22 protein-coding genes and 2 tRNA genes are annotated in these 20743 nt (G+C 57.9%); 13 read left to right on the top strand and 11 right to left on the bottom strand.

Translation table 11 applies throughout. The annotated features are described in order from the left end of the window. Window positions 1-31 precede the first annotated feature (31 nt). Complete coding sequence (locus ACJSDX_RS13250) at window positions 32-802, bottom strand: PDZ domain-containing protein (RefSeq protein WP_407995096.1); 771 nt, start codon at window positions 800-802, stop codon at window positions 32-34. 114 nt (window positions 803-916) lie between these two features. Here ACJSDX_RS13250 and mog point away from each other — a divergent pair, with 114 nt between their 5' ends. The 11 genes from mog to ACJSDX_RS13195 all read left to right on the top strand — a co-directional run bounded on the left by mog (window position 917) and on the right by ACJSDX_RS13195 (window position 11013). Continuing rightward, entirely contained in the window at window positions 917-1504 is a 588-nt protein-coding gene (mog, locus tag ACJSDX_RS13245) for a molybdopterin adenylyltransferase (protein WP_407995095.1), read from the top strand. Window positions 1505-1507: 3 nt separating this feature from the next. Next, the gene (gene thiL / locus ACJSDX_RS13240) at window positions 1508-2464 is read left to right on the top strand and encodes a thiamine-phosphate kinase (RefSeq protein WP_407995094.1); all 957 of its coding nucleotides are present in this window, start codon (window positions 1508-1510) and stop codon (window positions 2462-2464) included. Beyond that, window positions 2448-2939, top strand: coding sequence for a phosphatidylglycerophosphatase A family protein (locus ACJSDX_RS13235; RefSeq protein ID WP_407995093.1), 492 nt, complete (start codon window positions 2448-2450; stop codon window positions 2937-2939). The genes thiL and ACJSDX_RS13235 overlap by 17 nt, the downstream gene beginning before the upstream one ends. Next, window positions 2915-3418, top strand: coding sequence for a nicotinamide-nucleotide amidase (pncC, locus tag ACJSDX_RS13230; protein ID WP_407995092.1), 504 nt, complete (start codon window positions 2915-2917; stop codon window positions 3416-3418). The genes ACJSDX_RS13235 and pncC overlap by 25 nt, the downstream gene beginning before the upstream one ends. 44 nt (window positions 3419-3462) lie before the next feature. After that, window positions 3463-4497 (top strand): recombinase RecA, encoded by a 1035-nt coding sequence (gene recA, locus ACJSDX_RS13225; RefSeq protein ID WP_309564458.1) that lies wholly within the window; start codon window positions 3463-3465, stop codon window positions 4495-4497. After that, entirely contained in the window at window positions 4478-4945 is a 468-nt protein-coding gene (recX, locus tag ACJSDX_RS13220) for a recombination regulator RecX (protein WP_309564457.1), read from the top strand. The genes recA and recX overlap by 20 nt, the downstream gene beginning before the upstream one ends. A 64-nt stretch (window positions 4946-5009) precedes the next feature. Further along, window positions 5010-7634 carry an alanine--tRNA ligase gene (alaS, locus tag ACJSDX_RS13215; RefSeq protein ID WP_407995091.1) on the top strand — a complete coding sequence of 875 codons (2625 nt, stop codon included), beginning with the start codon at window positions 5010-5012 and terminating at the stop codon, window positions 7632-7634. A gap of 66 nt (window positions 7635-7700) precedes the next feature. Next, entirely contained in the window at window positions 7701-8927 is a 1227-nt protein-coding gene (locus tag ACJSDX_RS13210) for an aspartate kinase (protein WP_407995090.1), read from the top strand. A gap of 61 nt (window positions 8928-8988) precedes the next feature. Beyond that, window positions 8989-9082 (top strand) — tRNA-Ser (locus ACJSDX_RS13205). A 79-nt stretch (window positions 9083-9161) separates the two neighbouring features. Continuing rightward, window positions 9162-9238 (top strand) — tRNA-Arg (locus ACJSDX_RS13200). A 272-nt stretch (window positions 9239-9510) separates the two neighbouring features. After that, complete coding sequence (locus ACJSDX_RS13195) at window positions 9511-11013, top strand: hypothetical protein (protein WP_407995089.1); 1503 nt, start codon at window positions 9511-9513, stop codon at window positions 11011-11013. A 120-nt stretch (window positions 11014-11133) separates the two neighbouring features. Here ACJSDX_RS13195 and ACJSDX_RS13190 read toward each other — a convergent pair whose 3' ends face one another. Further along, the gene (locus ACJSDX_RS13190; RefSeq protein ID WP_407995088.1) at window positions 11134-12057 is read right to left on the bottom strand and encodes a DUF72 domain-containing protein; all 924 of its coding nucleotides are present in this window, start codon (window positions 12055-12057) and stop codon (window positions 11134-11136) included. Between the two features lie 161 nt (window positions 12058-12218). Next, window positions 12219-12683, bottom strand: a complete 465-nt coding sequence (locus ACJSDX_RS13185; RefSeq protein WP_309564451.1) for an Hsp20 family protein — start codon at window positions 12681-12683, stop codon at window positions 12219-12221. A 263-nt stretch (window positions 12684-12946) separates the two neighbouring features. On the opposite strand from ACJSDX_RS13185, the gene ACJSDX_RS13180 reads away from it, so the two are divergent. Further along, window positions 12947-14059 (top strand): DNA topoisomerase IB, encoded by a 1113-nt coding sequence (locus ACJSDX_RS13180; RefSeq protein ID WP_407995087.1) that lies wholly within the window; start codon window positions 12947-12949, stop codon window positions 14057-14059. Between the two features lie 72 nt (window positions 14060-14131). Here the strand turns inward: ACJSDX_RS13180 and yddG are convergent, their stop codons facing one another. Then, the gene (yddG, locus tag ACJSDX_RS13175) at window positions 14132-15049 is read right to left on the bottom strand and encodes an aromatic amino acid DMT transporter YddG (RefSeq protein WP_407995086.1); all 918 of its coding nucleotides are present in this window, start codon (window positions 15047-15049) and stop codon (window positions 14132-14134) included. A gap of 267 nt (window positions 15050-15316) precedes the next feature. On the opposite strand from yddG, the gene azu reads away from it, so the two are divergent. Beyond that, on the top strand, window positions 15317-15763 hold the full coding sequence (gene azu, locus ACJSDX_RS13170; RefSeq protein ID WP_407995085.1) for an azurin: 447 nt from the start codon (window positions 15317-15319) through the stop codon (window positions 15761-15763). 132 nt (window positions 15764-15895) lie between these two features. Here azu and napH read toward each other — a convergent pair whose 3' ends face one another. The 7 genes from napH to ACJSDX_RS13135 are packed head-to-tail and all read right to left on the bottom strand — an operon-like array spanning window position 15896 to window position 20734. Further along, a complete protein-coding gene (gene napH, locus ACJSDX_RS13165; protein WP_407995084.1) occupies window positions 15896-16738 on the bottom strand; it encodes a quinol dehydrogenase ferredoxin subunit NapH in 843 nt (280 codons plus the stop codon). A gap of 14 nt (window positions 16739-16752) precedes the next feature. Then, window positions 16753-17457, bottom strand: coding sequence for a ferredoxin-type protein NapG (napG, locus tag ACJSDX_RS13160; RefSeq protein WP_407995083.1), 705 nt, complete (start codon window positions 17455-17457; stop codon window positions 16753-16755). 9 nt (window positions 17458-17466) lie between these two features. Further along, entirely contained in the window at window positions 17467-17940 is a 474-nt protein-coding gene (locus ACJSDX_RS13155) for a methylamine utilization protein (protein WP_407995082.1), read from the bottom strand. A gap of 6 nt (window positions 17941-17946) precedes the next feature. Continuing rightward, window positions 17947-18945: a tryptophan tryptophylquinone biosynthesis enzyme MauG gene (mauG, locus tag ACJSDX_RS13150; RefSeq protein WP_407995081.1), complete on the bottom strand. Its 999-nt coding sequence runs from the start codon at window positions 18943-18945 to the stop codon at window positions 17947-17949. A gap of 28 nt (window positions 18946-18973) precedes the next feature. Beyond that, on the bottom strand, window positions 18974-19534 hold the full coding sequence (gene mauA / locus ACJSDX_RS13145) for a methylamine dehydrogenase (amicyanin) small subunit (RefSeq protein WP_407995080.1): 561 nt from the start codon (window positions 19532-19534) through the stop codon (window positions 18974-18976). 23 nt (window positions 19535-19557) lie between these two features. Continuing rightward, a complete protein-coding gene (gene mauD / locus ACJSDX_RS13140; RefSeq protein ID WP_011478917.1) occupies window positions 19558-20175 on the bottom strand; it encodes a methylamine dehydrogenase accessory protein MauD in 618 nt (205 codons plus the stop codon). Continuing rightward, on the bottom strand, window positions 20168-20734 hold the full coding sequence (locus ACJSDX_RS13135; RefSeq protein WP_407995079.1) for a MauE/DoxX family redox-associated membrane protein: 567 nt from the start codon (window positions 20732-20734) through the stop codon (window positions 20168-20170). Before ACJSDX_RS13135 ends, mauD begins: the two co-directional genes overlap by 8 nt. Window positions 20735-20743: the final 9 nt, after the last annotated feature.

Below are 20743 nucleotides of genomic sequence, written 5' to 3'. Positions count from 1 at the left end.
TCGTAAAGCGTTCTGCTAGAGATATTGTCTACTATAACGCCGCGCCCAGCGTCACGCGCAGTCGCTTCTCGGCGTTGACCCGGCGCAATACCAACTCCACCTCCTGCCCGGCATGACGGTGCGTCGCTTGCTGCAGCACCTGGGCGGAAGAAAGCGCTTCTCCCCCCAGGCTGAGCAATACGTCGCCGACCGCCACCCCCGCCTGCGCTGCGGGAGAGCCGGTAATCACCGCCAGGACGGTCACGCCAGGCCCGGGATCATCCTTGCTGCGCTGCATCACGTGCACGCCCAGCGCAGGCGGCGCCAGCTTGGCCCAGTAGGTTGCAAAATAACTGTAGAACTCCCCGCTGCCGCCTGCGCTTGCCTGCGTCTTCGCCTGCTCCTTGATTTTCTGCATCCTCATGGCGGCCGTCGGCGCCGCAATCAGTTTCGTATACACCACCACGGCATCCGCCTGCACCTTGGAGGCATGGGCCACCGCGCGCGAAGGCGGCACGTCGCCGGCCTCGAAGCTCGAGTAGCCGAGCATTTCATAACCGTCATTCAGCATGCGCTGGTAATCGTCGGTCTCCCTCACGCCCTTGTAGATAGTGGGTTCGGCCGCGCCGGGGCTGAGCTTGACGCCGTGCAGCTGACGCGCCACATAGTGCTGGGCATAAAGGTTTTCCTCTTGCGGCACCTCCACCACAGGCTCAGGCGCCACCGGCTTTTCCGGCACGGTCTCCTTGACCACCGGCTTGCTACAGGCCGCCAGCACGGCAAGCAACAGCACGATCAAATATGGTCGTAAATATGGGCGCATATTCCCTCCACTCGTTTTTCCTGGTGACAATGGTATGATGAAACCACGTTTTTTTCATTCCCGGCGCGCAATTGTGCCGGGATCATTATGACTTAAATCCCCAGAAGCATAACCATGGCAACAGACACTATCCGTATCGGGCTGGTTTCCATCAGCGACCGTGCCTTCACCGGCGTATACGAAGACAAGGGCATCCCTTCCCTGCAGGAATGGCTTGGCCGCGCGCTCACCACCCCTTGGGAAAGCGCGTTGCGCGTGATTCCTGACGAGCAGGAGGAAATTGAATCCACCCTGTGCGACCTGGTCGACTTCGAAGGCTGTAACCTGGTGCTGACCACGGGCGGCACCGGCCCTGCCGTACGCGACGTGACGCCGGAAGCCACACTGGCGGTGGCGGACAAGGTCATGCCTGGCTTTGGCGAGCAAATGCGCCAGATCAGCCTGCAATTCGTGCCGACCGCGATCCTTTCGCGCCAGGTCGCCGTGATCCGCAAGCGCTGCCTGATCATCAACCTTCCGGGCCAGCCCAAGGCCATCGCCCAGACGCTGGAAGGGTTGAAGGACGAAAGCGGCAACACCGTGGTGCACGGTATTTTCGCCGCCGTGCCCTACTGCCTGGACCTGATCGAAGCGCCCTATATCGAAACCAATCCCGATATTGTGCAAGCCTTCCGTCCAAAGTCGGCCCAAAAGCCGGCCTGAGCCATGGCATCGGAATTCGACCTGATACGGCGCTATTTCCAGCGCCCCCATCCGTCGGCCGTGCTTGGGGTAGGCGACGATGCTGCATTGATCAAGGTATCCCCCGGCATGGAACTCGCCATATCGACCGACATGCTGGTAGCAAACACTCACTTTTACCCCGATATAAATCCATGGCTAATCGGTTGGAAGTCGTTGGCCGTAAATGTGTCCGACATGGCTGCCATGGGTGCGCAGCCGCGCTGGGCCACGCTGGCGATTGCATTGCCCAAAGCCGATGAAGAATGGGTCGCCAAGTTTGCCGAAGGCCTCTTTGCCTGTGCCGGGCAGTTCGACATCGCCCTGATAGGCGGCGACACCACGCGCGGGCCGTTGACCATCAATGTGCAAATCATGGGCGAAGCGCCGCCGGGAACTGCCTTGTTGCGCAGCCAGGCACGACCTGGCGACGACATCTGGGTCTCGGGCCACTTGGGCGACGCCGCCCTGGCCTTGGCCGCCATCCAGGGCCGTTATCCGCTCAGCGATGCAGAACTCGGTGCCTGCAGCAAAGCCCTGTACCAGCCCGAGCCCAGGGTTGCATTGGGATTGGCATTGAGAGGGCTGGCACATAGCGCGCTGGATATTTCCGATGGGCTGCTGGCAGACCTCGGGCATATCCTGGAGAACTCGCATGTGGGAGCGGAGGTGTGGCTAAAGACGATTCCCACATCAGAAATTGTAAGCGCATACTCTCACGAAGAAGCAATACAGAAAATGATATTGGCCGGCGGCGATGATTATGAGTTATGTTTTACCGCCCCGACGGAGAACAGGCAGAAGATTGCCGGCATCGGCCGGCAATTGGGCCTGGACATGGCCGTGATTGGCCGCATCACCGATACGCGGCAACTCGTCGTCCAAGGCCTGGACGATACGCCTCTCGCCATCAAGGAGCACGGTTTTGACCATTTTGCCTGACCGACATTTCCTGCTGCGCCACCCCGCGCACTTTCTCGCCCTGGGTTTTGGCAGCGGCCTGGCGCGCAAAGGTCCGGGCACCTGCGGCACATTGGCCGCCCTGCCCTTGTTCGGCTTGCTGATGCTATTGCCCGAGGCGAGCCACCTTCCCATCCTGGCGCTGCTGTTCCTGGTCGGCATCCCGCTCTGCGGCATCACCGGGCGCAACCTGGGCGTCGACGACCATGGCGGCATCGTCTGGGACGAGATCGTGGCCTTCATGCTGGTCCTGGAATTCACGCCCAAGGCATGGGAGTGGTGGCTGTACGCCTTCTTGTTGTTCCGCCTGTTCGACATCTGGAAACCATTCCCGATCCGCGCCCTGGACCGCCAAGTGCACGGCGGTTTCGGCGTCATGCTGGACGACCTGCTGGCTGCGATCTATGCAATTGCCGTATTGAAAGGAACACAATGGTGGATGATGCAGAGCTTTTAAGCCTTTCGCATACGCTGGGCGAAACCCTGATCAAGCAGGGCTTCAGACTCGCCCTGGCCGAATCCTGCACCGGCGGCTGGGCCGCGCAATGCGTGACGGCCGTCCCGGGCAGTTCTTCCTGCTTCGACCGCGGCTTCGTCACCTACAGCAATGAAGCCAAGCAGCAAATGCTCGGGGTGGGCGGCGAAACCTTGAGGCAGCACGGGGCGGTCAGCGAGGAAACCGCCAAGGAGATGGCCCTGGGCGCGCTCGCCTACAGCACGGCCGACATCAGCGCGTCGATTACCGGGATCGCCGGGCCGGACGGCGGAAGCGAGCAAAAGCCGGTCGGCACCGTATGCTTCGGCTGGGCCCACCGCGACGGCCGCATCGTCACCCGCACCCACCACTTTTCCGGCGACAGGGAAGCCGTGCGCAGGCAGTCTGTCAAAACCGCATTAACAGGCTTGTTGCAACTTACCTTAGCCACTGATTTATGAAATAATTGCAGGCTTTAGCAGGCAACTCGAAAAGGTATTCACTGATGGATGAAAATAGAAGCAAAGCGCTGGCCGCCGCCCTCTCGCAAATCGAGAAACAATTTGGCAAAGGCTCCATCATGCGCATGGGCGACACCGACGTCGCCGCTGACATCCAGGCAGTCTCTACCGGCTCCCTGGGCCTAGACATCGCCCTGGGCATCGGCGGCTTGCCGCGCGGCCGTATCGTCGAAATCTACGGGCCTGAATCCTCCGGCAAGACCACGCTCACCCTTTCCGTGATCGCGCAAATGCAGAAGCTGGGCGGCACGGCGGCCTTCATCGACGCGGAACATGCGCTCGACCCGCAATATGCGCAAAAGCTCGGCGTGAATGTCTCTGAATTGCTGATCTCCCAGCCCGACACCGGCGAACAGGCGCTCGAAATCGCCGACATGCTGGTGCGCTCAGGCTCCGTCGACATCGTCGTGGTCGACTCCGTTGCCGCGCTGACCCCAAAAGCCGAAATCGAAGGCGAAATGGGCGACTCGCACATGGGCCTGCAAGCCCGCCTGATGTCCCAGGCGCTGCGCAAGCTCACCGCCAACATCAAACGCACCAACACATTGGTCATCTTCATCAACCAGATCCGCATGAAGATCGGCGTGATGTTCGGCAACCCCGAAACCACCACCGGCGGCAACGCGCTCAAGTTCTACGCTTCCGTGCGCCTGGATATCCGCCGCACCGGCGCGATCAAGAAGGGCGACGAGATCACCGGCTCCGAAACCCGCGTCAAGGTGGTGAAGAACAAGGTTTCCCCGCCGTTCAAGCAGGCCGAATTCGACATCCTTTACGGCGAAGGCATCTCGCGCGAAGGCGAAATCATCGAGCTCGGCGTCAACCTCAAGCTGGTCGAGAAGGCCGGCGCATGGTACAGCTACAAGGGCGAGAAGATCGGTCAGGGCAAGGACAATGCGCGCGAATTCCTCCGGGAACACCCGGAAATCGCCAACGAGATCGACGCCAAGATTCGCGAGCATTCCAATCTGGCCAATGCCGCGATGACCACGGCGCCGGATGAAGAAGACGACGAATAAACCTGCCACCAGCCTGCGAGAGCGGGCTTTGGCATATCTGGCACGGCGAGAATATTCCTATCAGGAGTTGCTGCACAAGCTGAGTTCCCATGCGGGAGAGGAAGACGACCTCCCCGCCCTGCTGGAGGACTTCAAGAAACGCGGCTGGCTATCCGATACACGTTATACCGAGCAGATCGTGCATGCCCGCAAGGGCCGTTACGGCAGCCTGCGCGTGGCGCATGAGCTCAGGCAGCACGGCGTCAGCGACGAACTGATCGGCAAGGCCGTGGCCGAGATGGCCCCGGACGAACTGGAAGCCGCTACGGCGGTTTACCGCAAGAAGTTTTCCCAGCCGCCGCAATCGCGGGAGGAATGGGCGAAGCAAGCGCGCTTCCTGCAAGGGCGCGGCTTCGGTTTTGAAGTGATACGCAAGGTGCTGCGCGGCAGCCCGGAAGATATCGAGTGATGCGGCGGCGGCATGCCGCGCAATTGGATTTTGACATTAACGTTTTGAGCAAGAACACACATCAATGAAGAGCAACCAGATTCGCCAGGCCTTCCTGGACTATTTCGCCTCCAAGGGCCACCAGATCGTCAGTTCCAGCTCGCTGGTCCCGGCAGGTGACCCCACCCTGCTCTTCACCAACGCCGGGATGAACCAGTTCAAGGACGTGTTCCTCGGCTTCGACAAGCGCCCCTATACCCGCGCCACCTCGTCGCAGAAGTGTGTGCGGGCGGGCGGCAAGCACAACGACCTCGAGAACGTCGGCTACACCGCGCGCCACCACACCTTCTTCGAGATGCTCGGCAATTTCAGCTTCGGCGACTACTTCAAGCGCGACGCCATCAGCTATGCCTGGGAACTGCTCACCGAAGTATTCAAGCTGCCCAAGGACAAGCTCACCGTCACCGTCTATGCCGAGGATGACGAAGCCTACGACATCTGGACCAAGGAAATCGGCGTGCCCGCCGAGCGCGTGATCCGCATCGGCGACAACAAGGGCGCACGCTACGCCTCCGACAATTTCTGGATGATGGGCGACACCGGCCCCTGCGGCCCCTGTACCGAGATTTTCTACGACCACGGCGAGCACATCTGGGGCGGCCCTCCCGGCAGCCCGGAGGAAGACGGCGACCGCTTCATCGAAATCTGGAACAACGTCTTCATGCAGTTCAATCGCGACGAGCAAGGCGTGATGCACCCTCTGCCCAAGCCCTCCGTCGATACCGGCATGGGCCTGGAGCGCATTGCCGCCGTGTTGCAGGGCGTGCACAGCAATTACGAGATCGACCTGTTCCAGCACCTGATCCAGGCCGCCGCGCGCGTCACCAGCACCGCGGACCTCGACAGCCCGTCGCTCAAGGTGCTGGCCGACCACATCCGCGCCTGCAGCTTCCTGATCGCCGACGGCGTCATCCCCGGCAACGAGGGCCGCGGTTACGTGCTGCGCCGCATCATTCGCCGCGCGATCCGCCACGGCTACAAGCTGGGCGCGCGTGCCGCGTTCTTCTACAAGCTGGTGGTAGACCTCGTAGCCGAGATGGGCGATGCCTATCCCGAGCTCAAGAGCGGCGAGCAGCGCATCACCGACATCCTGCGCCTGGAGGAAGACCGCTTCTTCGAGACCATCGAGCACGGCATGGCGATCCTCGAAGCCGAGCTTGAGGAAATGGCCAAGACCGGCAACAAGGTATTCAACGGCGAAACCGCCTTTAAGCTGCACGACACCTTCGGCTTCCCGCTCGACTTGACTGCAGACGTCTGTCGCGAGCGCGAGGTCAGCGTGGATTCCGCCGCATTCGACGCCGCCATGGCGCGGCAGAAGGAACAGGCCCGCGCCGCAGGCAAATTCAAGATGGCGACCAACCTGGAATACACGGGCGCCTCGACCACTTTCCATGGCTACGACACGCTCGAAGCCCAAGGCAAGGTATTGGCACTGTACAAGGACGGCAGCGCGGTCGACGCCCTCAACGAAGGCGAACTGGGCGTGGTCGTGCTCGACAACACCCCTTTCTATGCCGAATCCGGCGGCCAGGTCGGCGACCAGGGCATCTTGAAGGGCGCGGAAGGCATCTTCCAAGTGGAAGACACCCTGAAAATCCAGGCCAGCGTATTCGGCCACCACGGCGTATTGAGCACCGGCACCCTGCGCGTGGGCGACGAAGTCAGCGCGCGCGTCGACCTCGCCTCGCGCCACCGCACCATGCGCCACCACTCCGCCACCCACCTCATGCACAAGGCATTGCGCGAAGTGCTGGGCGGCCACGTGCAGCAAAAGGGCTCCCTAGTAGATTCTGATAAAACCCGTTTCGACTTCTCGCACAACGCCCCGGTCACCGCCGAGGAAATCCGCCGCATCGAGGAGATCGTCAACGCCGAGATCCTCGCCAACGCGCCGACCCAGGCCCGCGTGATGCCGATTGACGAAGCGCAGAAGACCGGCGCCATGATGCTGTTCGGCGAGAAGTACGGCGACGAAGTGCGCGTGATCGACATCGGCAGCTCGCGCGAACTCTGCGGCGGCACCCATGTGAGCCGCACCGGCGACATCGGCCTGTTCAAGGTCGTCTCCGAATCCGGCGTCGCCGCGGGCGTGCGCCGTATCGAGGCCGCGACTGGCGATGTGGCGTTGCACCACATCCAACAGCAGCAGCAACTGCTTGCGGACGCTGCCGCCTCCTTCAAGGCGCCTGCCGCCGAGCTGGCTGGCAAGATCAGCCAGACCCTGGACCAGGTCAAGGCGCTGGAAAAGGAACTCGCCCGCCTCAAATCCAAGCTGGCCTCCTCGCAAGGCGACGAGCTCGCCAGCCAGGCCGTGGACGTCAACGGCGTCAAAGTGCTGGCCGCCACGCTGGAAGGCGCTGACGCAAACACCCTGCGCGAAACCATGGACAAGCTCAAGGACAAGCTCAAGACCGCCGCCATCGTGCTCGCCAGCGTCAACGGCGACAAGGTCAGCGTCGCCGCGGGCGTGACCGCAGACACCCTCGCCAAGGTCAAGGCCGGCGAGCTGGTCAACTTCGTCGCCGCGCAAGTCGGCGGCAAGGGGGGCGGCAAGCCGGACATGGCTATGGCAGGCGGCACCGATGCCGGCAAGCTGCCGCAGGCGCTCGCCAGCGTTGCCGGCTGGGTGGGAGAAAAACTGAACTAACAGCCGCCGGCGCCTGCACCGCAAGCGCCGGTGTTTTATTGATGCACCTTTGATACCGACATAGATATGGCACTTATCGTACAGAAATACGGCGGCACCTCGGTCGCCAATCCAGAACGCATCGGCAACGTCGCCCGCCGCGTGGCCCGCCACAAGGCGCTGGGGCAGCAGGTCGTGGTCGTGGTCTCCGCCATGTCAGGCGAGACCAACCGCCTGATCGGGCTTGCCAAGGAAGTGATGCCCAACCCGCACCCGCGCGAGCTGGACGTGCTGGTTTCCACCGGCGAGCAAGTCACCATCGCCCTGCTCTCCATGGCGCTCATGGAGCTCGGCGTCAAAGCCAAGAGCTACACCGGCAGCCAGGTGAGCATCGTCACCGACAATGCGCACACCAAGGCGCGCATCCTCAAGATCGACGAAGAACGCATCCGCAAGGATCTCGATGACGGCTACGTCGTCGTCGTGGCCGGCTTCCAGGGCGTGGACGAGCACGGCAACATCACCACGCTGGGCCGCGGCGGCTCCGACACCACCGGCGTCGCACTCGCCGCCGCGCTCAAGGCCGACGAATGCCAGATCTACACCGATGTGGACGGCGTCTACACCACCGACCCGCGGGTCGTGCCCGAAGCGCGCCGCCTCAAGTCGGTCACCTTCGAGGAAATGCTGGAAATGGCCAGCCTGGGCTCCAAGGTGCTGCAAATCCGCTCGGTCGAGTTTGCAGGCAAATACAAGGTCAAACTGCGCGTGCTTTCCAGCTTCGAGGAAGAAGGCGAAGGCACGCTGATTACATTCGAGGACGACAACAACATGGAACAACCGATCATCTCCGGCATCGCCTTCAACCGCGACGAAGCCAAAATCACCGTCCTGGGCGTGCCCGACCGCCCAGGCATCGCCTACCAGATCCTGGGCCCCGTGGCGGACGCCAACATCGACGTCGACATCATCATCCAGAACGTCGCCGCCGACGGCACCACCGACTTCACCTTCACCGTGCACAAGAACGACCTGCAGAAGGCCCTGGACATCCTGCGCGACAAGGTGCAAGGCCATATCGGCGCGCGCGAGATCATCGGCGACGACAAGACCGCCAAGGTCTCCGTGGTCGGCGTCGGCATGCGCTCGCACGTCGGCATCGCCAGCCAGATGTTCCGCACCCTGGCGGAAGAAGGCATCAACATCCAGATGATCTCCACCTCCGAGATCAAGATTTCCGTCGTCATCGACGAGAAATACATGGAATTGGCGGTACGCGTCCTGCATAAGGCTTTCGGACTAGAAGAAGTTTAAGCATTACGCCGTTTTGGCGTTGATTTTTGCGGCGTAATCAAGTATTGTTACGCCCTCGTGCGGAGAGCTGGCCGAGTGGTCGAAGGCACTTCCCTGCTAAGGAAGCATACGGGCTTAAACCTGTATCGAGGGTTCGAATCCCTCGCTCTCCGCCACACAACAACGGCGTGTAGCAAAGAATGAAATTATGCTGGTATTAATCTCATCTTCGCGTATAATGCACGCCTCACACACGCGCCCGTAGCTCAGCTGGATAGAGTACTTGGCTACGAACCAAGGGGTCAGGAGTTCGAATCTCTTCGGGCGCGCCAAATAATTAAAGAAGTGGGCACTTGTAATAAGTGACCCACTTTTTTATTGTCCACCATTTCCGAAAACACTCATTTACTACATCGATGATTACAGCATCTTGTGGTCGATAGCAGCTATTGCTCAACGGCCTCAGCATCGATTAGCAAGTTATAAGTCCTAACTTATAAAGTCCCCATACTCAAACTCATCAATTAATTACCACTTTTTTCAAATTCAAGGCTATTATTACTTTATATTGTTGCATATACAAAAACTTGGTTATTAAGGATATATGATGAACCAACCAATACAAACAAAGAATTTTTACGAAAGTATTGGATTTTCAGGTAATCCATTTGAAGGTAATACCGCTGAAAGAGAACCTCATATTGACCAATATGCTGTACGTCCTCCATATTTAGATCCAGTAGAAGAAGCATCAAAATCATTTGGAACTTATACTTTATCAGGATCAAGAGGTTCAGGAAAAAGTGCAACAAGAATTACCATTTATAGAAATGTATGGAACTCACAAAATAAACACCTCTTACCTATTGCGCTCACAAATTTTTCAAACTTTCGTGGAAAGTTCAAACCAGATGAATTATTAGAAAAATTTGTTTCTCAAATTTTCTTTTTAACTATTGAGGCAAGCTTAGTTTACTTATCATCTGAAGATAAAGTTGAATTAAGCCTCTCAAAACTAGATAAAGATTCAAAAGATTTTATAGATTGGTCACTAACTAACTTTTATTTGAATAGATCTGAAGAAGCAAGATTATCTTCAGTAACAGAATGCTACGACCTTCTTGCACTTTCTTTTTCTAGAAAAAGCAAAATATGGGCTGATAAAAAATGGGATGCAGTTACGAGTTCTATAATTAGCATTGTTGATGCAATCGCCAAAAAATTTGATATCGATATCGGAAATCATGATTCTTACGTAAAAGCAGCATCAAAAACTTTTTTAAAAGAAAATATTGATCCTTTGTATATACTAAGAAAATCTGTAGAATTTTCACGCCTTATGGGCTTTTCTGGCTTATTAATTCAAGTTGACAAAATTGATGAAACTGATTGGACAACAAACAACTCAGGCGCTGCTGCAGCACTTATCTGGCCACTTTACTCTAATGTTCATTTACATGAAATTGAAGGATTATCTTGGTCGTTCTTTTTATGGGATCAAGTTAGAAATTTATTAGTTCAAGAAAATGGCATGCCTGTTCGCTGGGATAAAATACCAAATAACAGTATCAAATGGGATAAGAAACATCTGGAAAACCTTGTAAATAAAAGGATAGAATATTTTTCCAATAAATCGCTTTCCAATTTAAGTGAAATATTTGAGGAAAATATCGATATAAACTTTGTTTACTCAAGGTTATTTTCTGTTGCAGGTGTTGCTCCTAGAACATTAATAACTGTATTAGATACTGTTTTGACGAACCATATACAAGAAGTAGAAGGGGCAGCAAAGTTATTGTCTATTGACTCATTAGAAAGAGGATTAGATGTTTATGCAACAACCAGCATCCTTAATGATTACAGTCCAGATACAATTTCCCAATGTAAAAAAGTAGAAAAATGTGATTTTGTAACAACAGAAATCGCAAAGGTTTTTAGTATTGGCCAACAGGGAGCAAGGCAAAAGATTGAAAAATGGATACAACTTGGCATTGCTAAACGTGATGGTCAGGTTTTTTCAGGTGAAGGTAGAAAGCCCGTTGATAAATTCACTTTTTCAGAACCTCGAATCAGTAGAATTGTTACCAGAAATTTGCAACTCCCTTAAATTAATATAAGCTATATAACATATTCTTAAATATTAACGACTAGAGCATAATCATAACCTTAGTTCCAACTACGGATCTGAATTAGTCGGACACAGTAAGATGGATGAATGTACTCAAAATTACATTGGACAGTACACCTCATGATGACAATCCAACTCAGCCAAGCCGGATTCCAGATCAAGTCGTCTCAAGAGCTTACGTGCATCGAAAGGCGCTTTGACCTTGATATCGTTATCAAAATAGCAATAGACATCGCGGGATTTTCGCCGCGGAGGCGCGTTGTCTGAAATCAGGCGGGCATCTTTTGACTGTGCGCCTTTGCTCCATGCTTCAATCCGCGACGCCCAGTTATCCAGCTCCTTGTCCGTATAGCCGCTGGCGTAGAGTTCTTCAGCGCCATGCAAGCGCAAATAGGTGAAGTCGGCGGTGATGTCTTCCTTGTCAGGCCATTTGCCGGCCGTATCGGCTATTACTAGCGCCACTTTGTATTTGCGCAGCAGCGCAATGAATTCCGGGGTTTCAAAGCTTTTATTGCGGATTTCGACGGCATGGCGCAAGGGGCGTTTCTCTTCCGCTTTTATGTATTCTCGTCCATGCATGGACGCATCGCGGCGTTCAGCCAACTTGGCCGCGGCATGGGTATCGTGCGGCAACAGTTTCAGGAAGTGTTCAAACAGGGTGGCGTCGAACCGGAAGCTAGGCGGGAACTGCCATAGGATGGGGCCCAGTTTTTCCTTCAGCAGCAATAAGCCGGAAGCAAAGAAATTCGCCATGGGCCGCTCAATATCCTTCAGCCGCAGGACATGGGTAATGTACCGCGTTGCCTTGATGCTAAAGATGAAGCCAGGCGGCGTTTGCTCGTACCAGCGCAGATAACTGCTCGGGCGCTGCAAGGCATAAAAGGAGCTGTTCAGTTCTATCGTCGGCAAGGCGCGCGAGGCGAATTCAAGCTCGCGCTTTTGCACCAGCCCTTTGGGATAGAAGACGTTGCGCCATGGCGCATAACGCCAGCCTGATATGCCGATACGGATATGAGCAGCCATGGTGTTTTGGCTGCGGCAAAAACGGGAAGTTCAGAATATGATTGCCCTACCCTGACGCGCTAAACCGCAAAGATTACGCTCCGCATAAGACCATTTGAAAACCCACCAAACAAAAAGGGCTAGCAATGCCAGCCCCGTGCTTTACGGTGTCGCTAAAGGCATCAAGCTGCCTGCCGTTCCTCCAGCAGTTTAGGATTGCCCTCTACCCGGATATCGATCTTGCGGGGCTTGAGCGCTTCGGGCACCTCCCGTACCAGTTCGATCGTCAACAGGCCTTTGTCCAGCGAGGCATTGGTCACCTTGACATGGTCAGCCAGCTGGAAGGTATGCTCGAAATCGCGCGCGGCGATTCCCTGGTGCAGGTAGTTGCGTGATTTGGCTTCAGCATCCCTGGCATGGCGGCCTTGGACCTTGAGCTTTTGCTGTTCGGTCTCGATATGCAGCTCAGATTCGTCAAACCCTGCCACGGCCATGACGATTTTGTATTGGTCGTCGCTGAGCAATTCGATGTTGTAAGGCGGATAGCTGATGTCGTTCTCGCTGCGCTGGGCCTCGGCGATTAATTGGGCCAACCGGTCAAAACCAATGGCAGAACGATACAGTGGCGAAAAATCAAATGTACGCATGATGTCATCCTTTCTGATTTAAGCGATTGAACATGGCAGACCCCATGATGGGCACCTGCTTGTTTCAGAAAATAGGGATGGCCATTTATTTTTCAAGAGGGCCTCCGAGGCGCAACTCAATGCGGCGCGGTTCCAGGCATTGGCTCATTGCCGCATTTACTCGGTTGAAGCCCCATGCTTGCGTGGCGTGGAGTGCACTGCACGGCACTTTTTCATATCTCGAACGGTCTTTATCTCTGCCCACCACACTGCGGAGTTGCGCTATGCCGGACACGAAGATGGACGAATGTACTGCCCAACTCAATGAGACGCTGGGTAGCGAACTGCATGGAGACATGGAGCTGTCGGCGCAAGCCGCGCGCCTGCGCTACGTCCAGGACGACAAGCCCGGCTTCGGCCGCAAGCGGACCGCCAAGGGATTTCGCTATGTGGATACGCAGGGCCGCCCGCTGCGGGACGAAAAGCAGTTGGCACGCATCCGCTCGCTCGCCATCCCGCCGGCTTGGGAGAAGGTATGGATCTGCCCCTATGCCAACGGCCACCTGCAAGCCACCGGCTACGATGCCAGGCAGCGCAAGCAGTACCGCTACCACAAGGAGTGGCGCGCGATCCGCGACGAGGCCAAGTTCGAGCACATCATCGATTTCGCCCTGCACCTGCCCTTGATCCGCGAACGCATAGATGCCGAGCTAGCACAGCCCGGCCTGAGCCGGGACAAGGTGCTGGCCCTGGTGGTCGCGCTGCTGGAAACCACGATGATCCGCGTCGGCAACGACGAATATGCGCGCAGCAACCGTTCCTTCGGCCTGACCACCCTGCGCAACCGCCACGTCGAAGTCAGCGGCGGGCGGATCGCCTTTCACTTCAAGGGCAAGAGCCGGGTGGAGCATGCGATCGAGATTCAGAACGCCAGGCTGGCGCGGCTGGTGCGCAAGATGAAGGAGCTGCCCGGCCAGGAGTTGTTCCAGTACCTCGACGACGACGGCAAGCGCCACGCCATCGACTCCAGCGACGTCAACGACTACCTCAAGCGCATTACCGGGCGCGACTACACCGCCAAGGATTTCCGCACCTGGTCGGGTACGGTGCAGACCTTCCACACGCTATCGGCCGCCGAGCCGTTCGAGAATCAGTCGCAGGCCAAGAAGAATGTGCTGGCCGCGATTACCGAAGCCGCGCGCAAGCTCGGCAACACGCCCAGCATCTGCCGCAAGTGCTATGTGCATCCGCTCATCATCGATATCTACATGACCGGGAAGTTATTCGCAACCCTGCGCAAACACAGCCAGCCGCAGCAGCTCGATGCCTGGCAAGCGGCCGAGCAGGATGTGCTGGCGTTGCTGCAGCGGCATGCTGGGGTGAAGCAACCAGCCTGATGCCGGCGGTTGCAGGCATTTGCAAGACGGCAGCCTGCGCATCGCTGCGGTCAAGTTAAAGAGAAAAGCGCGTCAATGCTTGCCGGGATCAAGCGCGTTCCTTCTGGTCACCACCCAGCACAGGAACGACCCGGCCGTGACCATTGCCACGCCGTATACCAGGCCCGTGCTTGGGCTGGTTCCCAGCCATAGGTTGGCTATCAGCGCCGAGAGTACTGGAGTGAAGCACGAGATGGTGGCCAATATCGTGATGTTGCCGTGCTGTATGCCATGGTTCCAGCACGAATAGGCAGCCGCCATCAATGCGCCCATTACCGCCACCTGCAATAAGCCGCCGATATGCAGGGACAATGCAGGCTCGTTGCCCAATGCATACTTTCCCCATAGCACGATTGCCGTCACCACCAAGAACAGCGGCACGCCGTTCACGCCGTTGCCGAAGCGCCGGGTGAATACCGAATACACCGCCCAGGTCCCGGCGGCAAAGAACGCCAGCCCATAGCCGGTCGGGTTGCCCGCCATGTTCTGCCATAGCATTTGCACGCTCCAGGCGCTGCCCCCTTTCACCACCAACACAATCCCGCAGAAGCTCATGAGCAAGGCGGGTAGCAACAGCCACGACCCGCGCTGCTGCCCGGCCAGCACGGCGAACAGGATGGTCAGGCTAGGCCAGAGGTAATTGATCATGCCCAGCTCGATTGCCTGCTCCCGGTTGAGGGCGAAGCCGATGGACAACGCCAGTGCCACTTCATAGGCGACAAACAGCGCCCCGCCTATCCATAGGTAGGGACGAGGAAATATCTTGAGCTTGGGGAAGCCCAGTACCAGGCAGGCCAATAGGCCGCCCACCGTGAAAATAAGCGCGGCCCCGCCGGTGGCGCCGAATATCTCGGACACGCTCCTGAACAGGCCGACCGTGGCGCTCCACATGACGACGGCGGACAGGCCCACCAGGGTGGGCAAGTTGTTGTTGGGTTTGGATGGGTTCATGAGGCGGTGTTCAGTTTCTATTTATATGTATTCAAGCTTTGTTCGTTAATTCCCAGCAATCGCTTGCTGCAAAAAGCGTTGAGGAAGGTATTTTTCCAAGGCCTTATTCAGCCAACGGTTCGATACGAAATCGATATACAAATCAAGGCGAAACCCTGCGGCCACCAATTCGTCGCATGCCCTCAATGTCTTGCCAATTCTTACCATAAAAAGCCAAGCCGGACACTTAGAATTGTCTCCCCATTACATTCACAATTCGGATCGTTTATGCGTAATCAACTTCTTTTTGCCCTGGCATTCATTCCCACCATTGCAGCCGCTGCAAGCAACTGCGAAGTCAATGTCAGCGCCGGCGACAGCATGGCGTTCAATACACGCTCCATCGACATCCCCAAAAGCTGCAAGGAATTTACTGTCAACTTCGCCCACACAGGCACGGCATCCAAGGCCGGCATGGGCCACAACTGGGTGCTGGCCCGCACCGCCGACGTAAACGACCTGGCAAAAGCCGGCGTGGAAGCCGGCATAGACAAGAACTTCATTCCGCCTAACGACCCGCGCGTATTGGCATACACCCCGCTGGTAGGCGGCGGTGAGAAAACATCTGTCACCTTCAAGCCCAGCATCCTGAAGGATGGCGAGTCCTACTCATTCTACTGCTCCTTCGCGTTTCATTCCTTCATGATGCGCGGTACGGTGAAGCTGGTCGATTAATGTCGTTGTAACCCAGCAAATTGGTTTGTTCACTCCTTGTCCCTTGGTCCGGTGGCGTAATCCACCGGATTTTTTTTGATTATTGTTGGTATTCGCCGGAAACGGCAGGAAAACGGCAAGAAGAACCGGCGATTACTTTCTGACGATGGGGATGCCGCGGAAGGATTTGCCCAGGTCCAGCTTCATGGCAAGGGCGCCAGTCGCGCACTGGTCCAGGCAAGCGCCGCAACGGGTGCAATCGCCGTGGGTGACGGTATTGGCCTTGAGGGAGACCACGGGCGCCAGCACGTGGGGCTCGGGACAGACGCGGATGCAGGAACCGCAGCCCGCGCATGAGCCTGATTGCTCGGCGGTGACGCGCAGGCGGCCATAGCGCCCCAGCACGGCATAAAAAGCGCCGACCGGGCACAGGTGGCCGCACCAGCCGCGGCGCGTGATCAATAAATCAAACAGAAACAGGCTGAGCAGGACCATGCTGCCCGCAACGGAAGTCCACATGAGTTCGCGCTGGAACAGCGTGATGGGGTTGAAGTTCTCCCAGGCCAATGTGCCGCTGAGCACGGTGAGTATCAGCGACATGCCCAGCACCGCCATGCGCAACTCGCGCGACATGGTCATATTACCTTTGAGATTGAGCTTCTGCCGCAGCCAGTAGGCCAGGTCGGTCACCATGTTGATCGGGCAGACCCAGCTGCAATAGATGCGCCCGCCGAACAGAAAATAGAAACCGGCGACGATGACGGTGCCAACCAATGCGGTTTTCGCCAGCATCGTGCCGGAAAACAGCGATTGCAGTGCAATGAAGGGGTCCGTCAGCGGCAGAACGCCGAGCCAGAGGCTGGAAGACAGGTTGCCATGCGCGATACGCCCGACTTCAGGCCAATCCACCAGGAACGCCAGGACGATGAACATCTGCACGACACGCCGGCTCAACAGCCAGCGGCGCCGATACAGCGCAGCGCGGATTGCGCCCATGTTTGTCATCGCCGCTATTTCCATACCGGCGTCCGTCCGGCGGAGTTCGCGCCGGAGACCCCGAGGCCAAGCTCGCGGGGCAGGACACGGATGGCGGCCTCCGACAGCACGCAATGTTTCTCGCAGGTGCCGCAACCGGTGCATTTAGTGCTGTCCACGGTCGGAATCTGCAACAGGCCGCGTTCGTTCTGGATCGGCTTGAGCGAGATCGCCTCGCCGCGGATCGGGCAGACGCGGACGCAGATGCTGCAGTTCAGGCCCTTGTAGTTGAGGCAGGTTTCATGGTCCACCAGCACCGCGACGCCCATGTCCGCCTTGCGTATGTCCGTCAGCAGCGGGTTGAGCGCGCCGGTCGGGCAGGCGCGTACGCAGGGAATGTCCTGGCACATGCGGCACGGCTCGTCGCGCGCGGTGAAAAACGGCGTACCCATGGGCGCCGGATCAGCCCAACTCGCCAGCTTGAGGATGTCGAACGGGCAATCCTCCACGCACAGGCCGCAACGCACGCAGGCCGACTGGAAATCCTTTTCCGCCAATGCGCCGGGCGGCCGCAATACGGCAGCTGCAGGCGCGGGGCGCGACCTGAGCAATGCGCCTCCGATGATGGAGCCCACGACGGCCGCCCCCAGGCGGCGCGTCACCTTCTTGAACATCAGCCTGCGTTCAGGCTGTTCTATCGTTGACGCCGGTTTATTGCTGTTTCCGTCTTCTGCCATCATGGACCTCCATCATGGTTGTGGTGACTGCGACAGAGGTGCCTTCACTTTCAGATCCGCCCGGATGATGGTGTGTATCCAGCATCGCAATACATACTCGTCACCATCTTCCGCGTCTTCCGGCACGGTCCACGACACGGTCATGCCGGGTAGCTGCGCGGCGGTCTCCTTCAAGTTGACGACCGTGCCGTCAGGGTATGTCACGTAAATCGCATGCACGATGTCCGAATGGTTGTGGATATCGATGCGGTCGCCGGGTTTCGGCACGAAAGTCCACGGCTCGAACTCATGGTGCGTCAGCTCCATCTGGTGCACGTCCGCGCTCCATGCGATGGAGGAGGCGCTGAAGATGAAAGCGGCGATCAATACCAGCAGCCACGCCTGCCAGCGCAGCATCCATGGCGTATTGTTCCGGGCACGCATGGCACGCGCACCGGCACGGGCCGGTACTCGGTAATGCGCAGCGTCGGTTTTATTTCTCAACATCAATCATTACTCCGGGAGTTGGGGAGGCGTTACATCCAACGGGCCGCCATCCAATGTTCTTATGAAGTCGATCAGGTATCCCCTCTCCGCCTCGGAAAGCTCGAACTGCTTCATTTCCGCGGAGCGGCTCGCGCGCTGGATGCCGCCTTGCTCATAGTGCTTGACGACCTCTTCCAGGCTATTCATCGAGCCGTCGTGCATAAAGGGGCCGTTGCCGGGCAAGTCCCTCAGCGAAGGCGTCTTGAAAGCGTGCTGCATGATGACGACCTGCGGCACTTTCGCCCCCCGGCCGGGATCGAGGCTAGGCAGCCCGATATCGTGGAAACTGTCGTCCGTGAAACGCCAGGACGAATGGCAGGCCACGCACCGCGCCTTGCCTTCGAACAAGGCAAAGCCGCGCTTGGCGTGTTCGCTGATCGCATTCTCTTCGCCCGCCACCCAGCGATCGAACGGGGCAGGCTTGGAAACCAGCGTACGCTGGAAGCTGGCAAGCGCCTGGGTGACCCGCTTATGGGTCATCCCGGCATCGCCGAACGCCTGTGTGAACAAGGTGCGGTAGCCGGCGATATCCTTCAGCCGGTCCAGCAACAAAGGCATTTCAAAATTCATTTCATGCGCCGTGGTGATCGGCAGCACTGCCTGCGCCTCCAACGATGCGGCGCGGCCGTCCCACATCAGGGCATTGAGCCAGGCGCTGTTGAGCACGGTAGGCGTGCGTCGCGCATGTTCCACGCCATCCGCCCGCAGCGGCAATATCCGGCCGTCGCTCCAGCGCATGCCCGGGTTGTGGCAGGTGGCGCAAGACATGGACCCGTCCCGCGAGAGACGGGGGTCGAAAAACAGGGTTTTGCCCAGGGCGGCCTTTTCGATGGTCAATGGATTGTCCGGCGGCGATGGAATGTCAGCCGGACGCTGATAGGATTCCCGCGGAGGAAGATCAGCGGCGTGGCTGACACCCATCGCCGCCGCCAGACCAAACACCAGAAACACACTGCAAAAACGCATACCTGGCACAGCCCTTCACATTGCCTGCTTAGCTGGCCTTACCGACGATCGGGGAGACCGTGCAATGGTAGGTCATGGCATCGTTGTCGGCGCCGAAGCACCAGACGATGTCGTTGTTGAACTCCGGACGGTAGATCGGCAGCTCGCCTTGCACGTTCATGCAGTTGCAACGGCCGCAGGTCTGCTTGCCGCAACAATCGCGATAAGCGATCAGGTAGGTCTGGCCGTCGCCGGGGTTGAAGCAGCTCGCCACCCATGAGCTCGGGGACAGTTCCGACCCTGGAGGGCAGGAAGTCAGCGAGCCGCCGCAGCAATCGCACAAATTACCGTCGATGGAGCAATGGCGCCAGTAATCGCAGGACTTGGGGTCCTTGTCCTGAGGCTTGAAGCCTGCGCGGCCCAGCACGCCCTTGGTTTCCGCGTGCGCCTCGTTCATACGGCCGCGGCGGTCCACCGGCAGCAACGGCAGCAATGCGGAGCCGGCGAGAAAGCCGCCCAGTTTGCCGATGAAGCTGCGACGTCCTGTTTTGCTGGCGGTTTTACGGGCCAGTTTTTCGATGCCCGAATCAAATCCTGTATTTTTTTTCATATTTTGTTTCCCTTCTCCGTCAATTAATGCACATGTTTCGACGCATCTTCTACGCCGTGCTTAAGGAAGTTTTGCAAGGTCGAGTGGCCGACGCGCGTTGTCTCGAACAAGCTTTCGACATGCTCGCGGGTATTGCAAAGGCCCTTGGCCTGGATGACGCCGTCTTTGTCCAAGAGCACGCCGTACGGCACCTTGGAGACCTGGTAGCGCATGCCGATCTCGGCGGAAACGACGTAGTGTTCGCCGTCCAGTGGATGGTTGCGCAGGAACTCGCGGTGCTCGGCCTGCGTGCCGTCGCTGATCAGGATCACGTCGGCGCCTTCGGTAGCGGCGACAGAGCGGATGATGGGCAGCAGTTTCTGGCAGATCGGGCAGGAAGGGCCGGTGAACATCAGCAGGCTTGGACGGCCTGGCGACACTGCGCGGCCCACGGTCACGGGCACGCCGTCGATGGTCGTCATGCTGAACACCGGCGAACGCTCGCCGATATCCGGGCCGTGATCGATCATCATGGCGCCGAGCGGAGCCGAGCGCTCGTGCAGCAGGCCGATTTGCCTGATGACGCCGAGCATGAGCGCCGCCAGGGCGAGGAAAGCCCCCCATAGCAGCACGTTGGATGCAATCATAATTCCACTAGTCATTTGTATTTCCTTTGAGTAAGTCGTTCTTTGAATTCGGGAAGCCCACCAGCATGTCCGCCCCCATGTACAGCAAGGCAAGCATCGCCGCGGCAGCTAGGCCCATCATCCCGGACTCGATCGAGATCCTGGAAAACTCCACGGGAATCGCAGCCGCATACAGGCTTACCCCGGCCAGCGCGATCGCCCGCATGACATGGAACATGCCGATGCGGCTCATGCTGGTGGGGCGGCGTACGCAGCCGCAATCGATATGGGTGCGACCCCGGCCGACGTTGATGGCCAGTGCCAGCGCGAACACGATGAACAGCCCGGCCGCAACGCATGCCGCAATTTCGCGGGCGGGCGGAATCATCAAGGCGACTGCGCAGAGCAACTCGACCAGCGGCAGAAGCTTGGCAACCGGCGCGACCAGGAACGATGGCAATAACTTGTAATTTGCCACCACCCCCTGGAACTCATCCGGGTGGCGAAACTTCGGGATGGCCGCCGCCGCCAGGACAATGCCGATGAACAGCGAGGCCAGCACCGCGGCAGTTGGATCGTTAATAAGCCAGCTCATGGTTGCGCT

This window comes from Methylobacillus draconifructus, from assembly GCF_045984355.1.
Lineage (GTDB): Bacteria > Pseudomonadota > Gammaproteobacteria > Burkholderiales > Methylophilaceae > Methylobacillus > Methylobacillus flagellatus_A.
The sequence above is the reverse complement of the archived record's forward strand: the minus strand, read 5'-3'. Positions and strand labels throughout refer to the sequence as shown.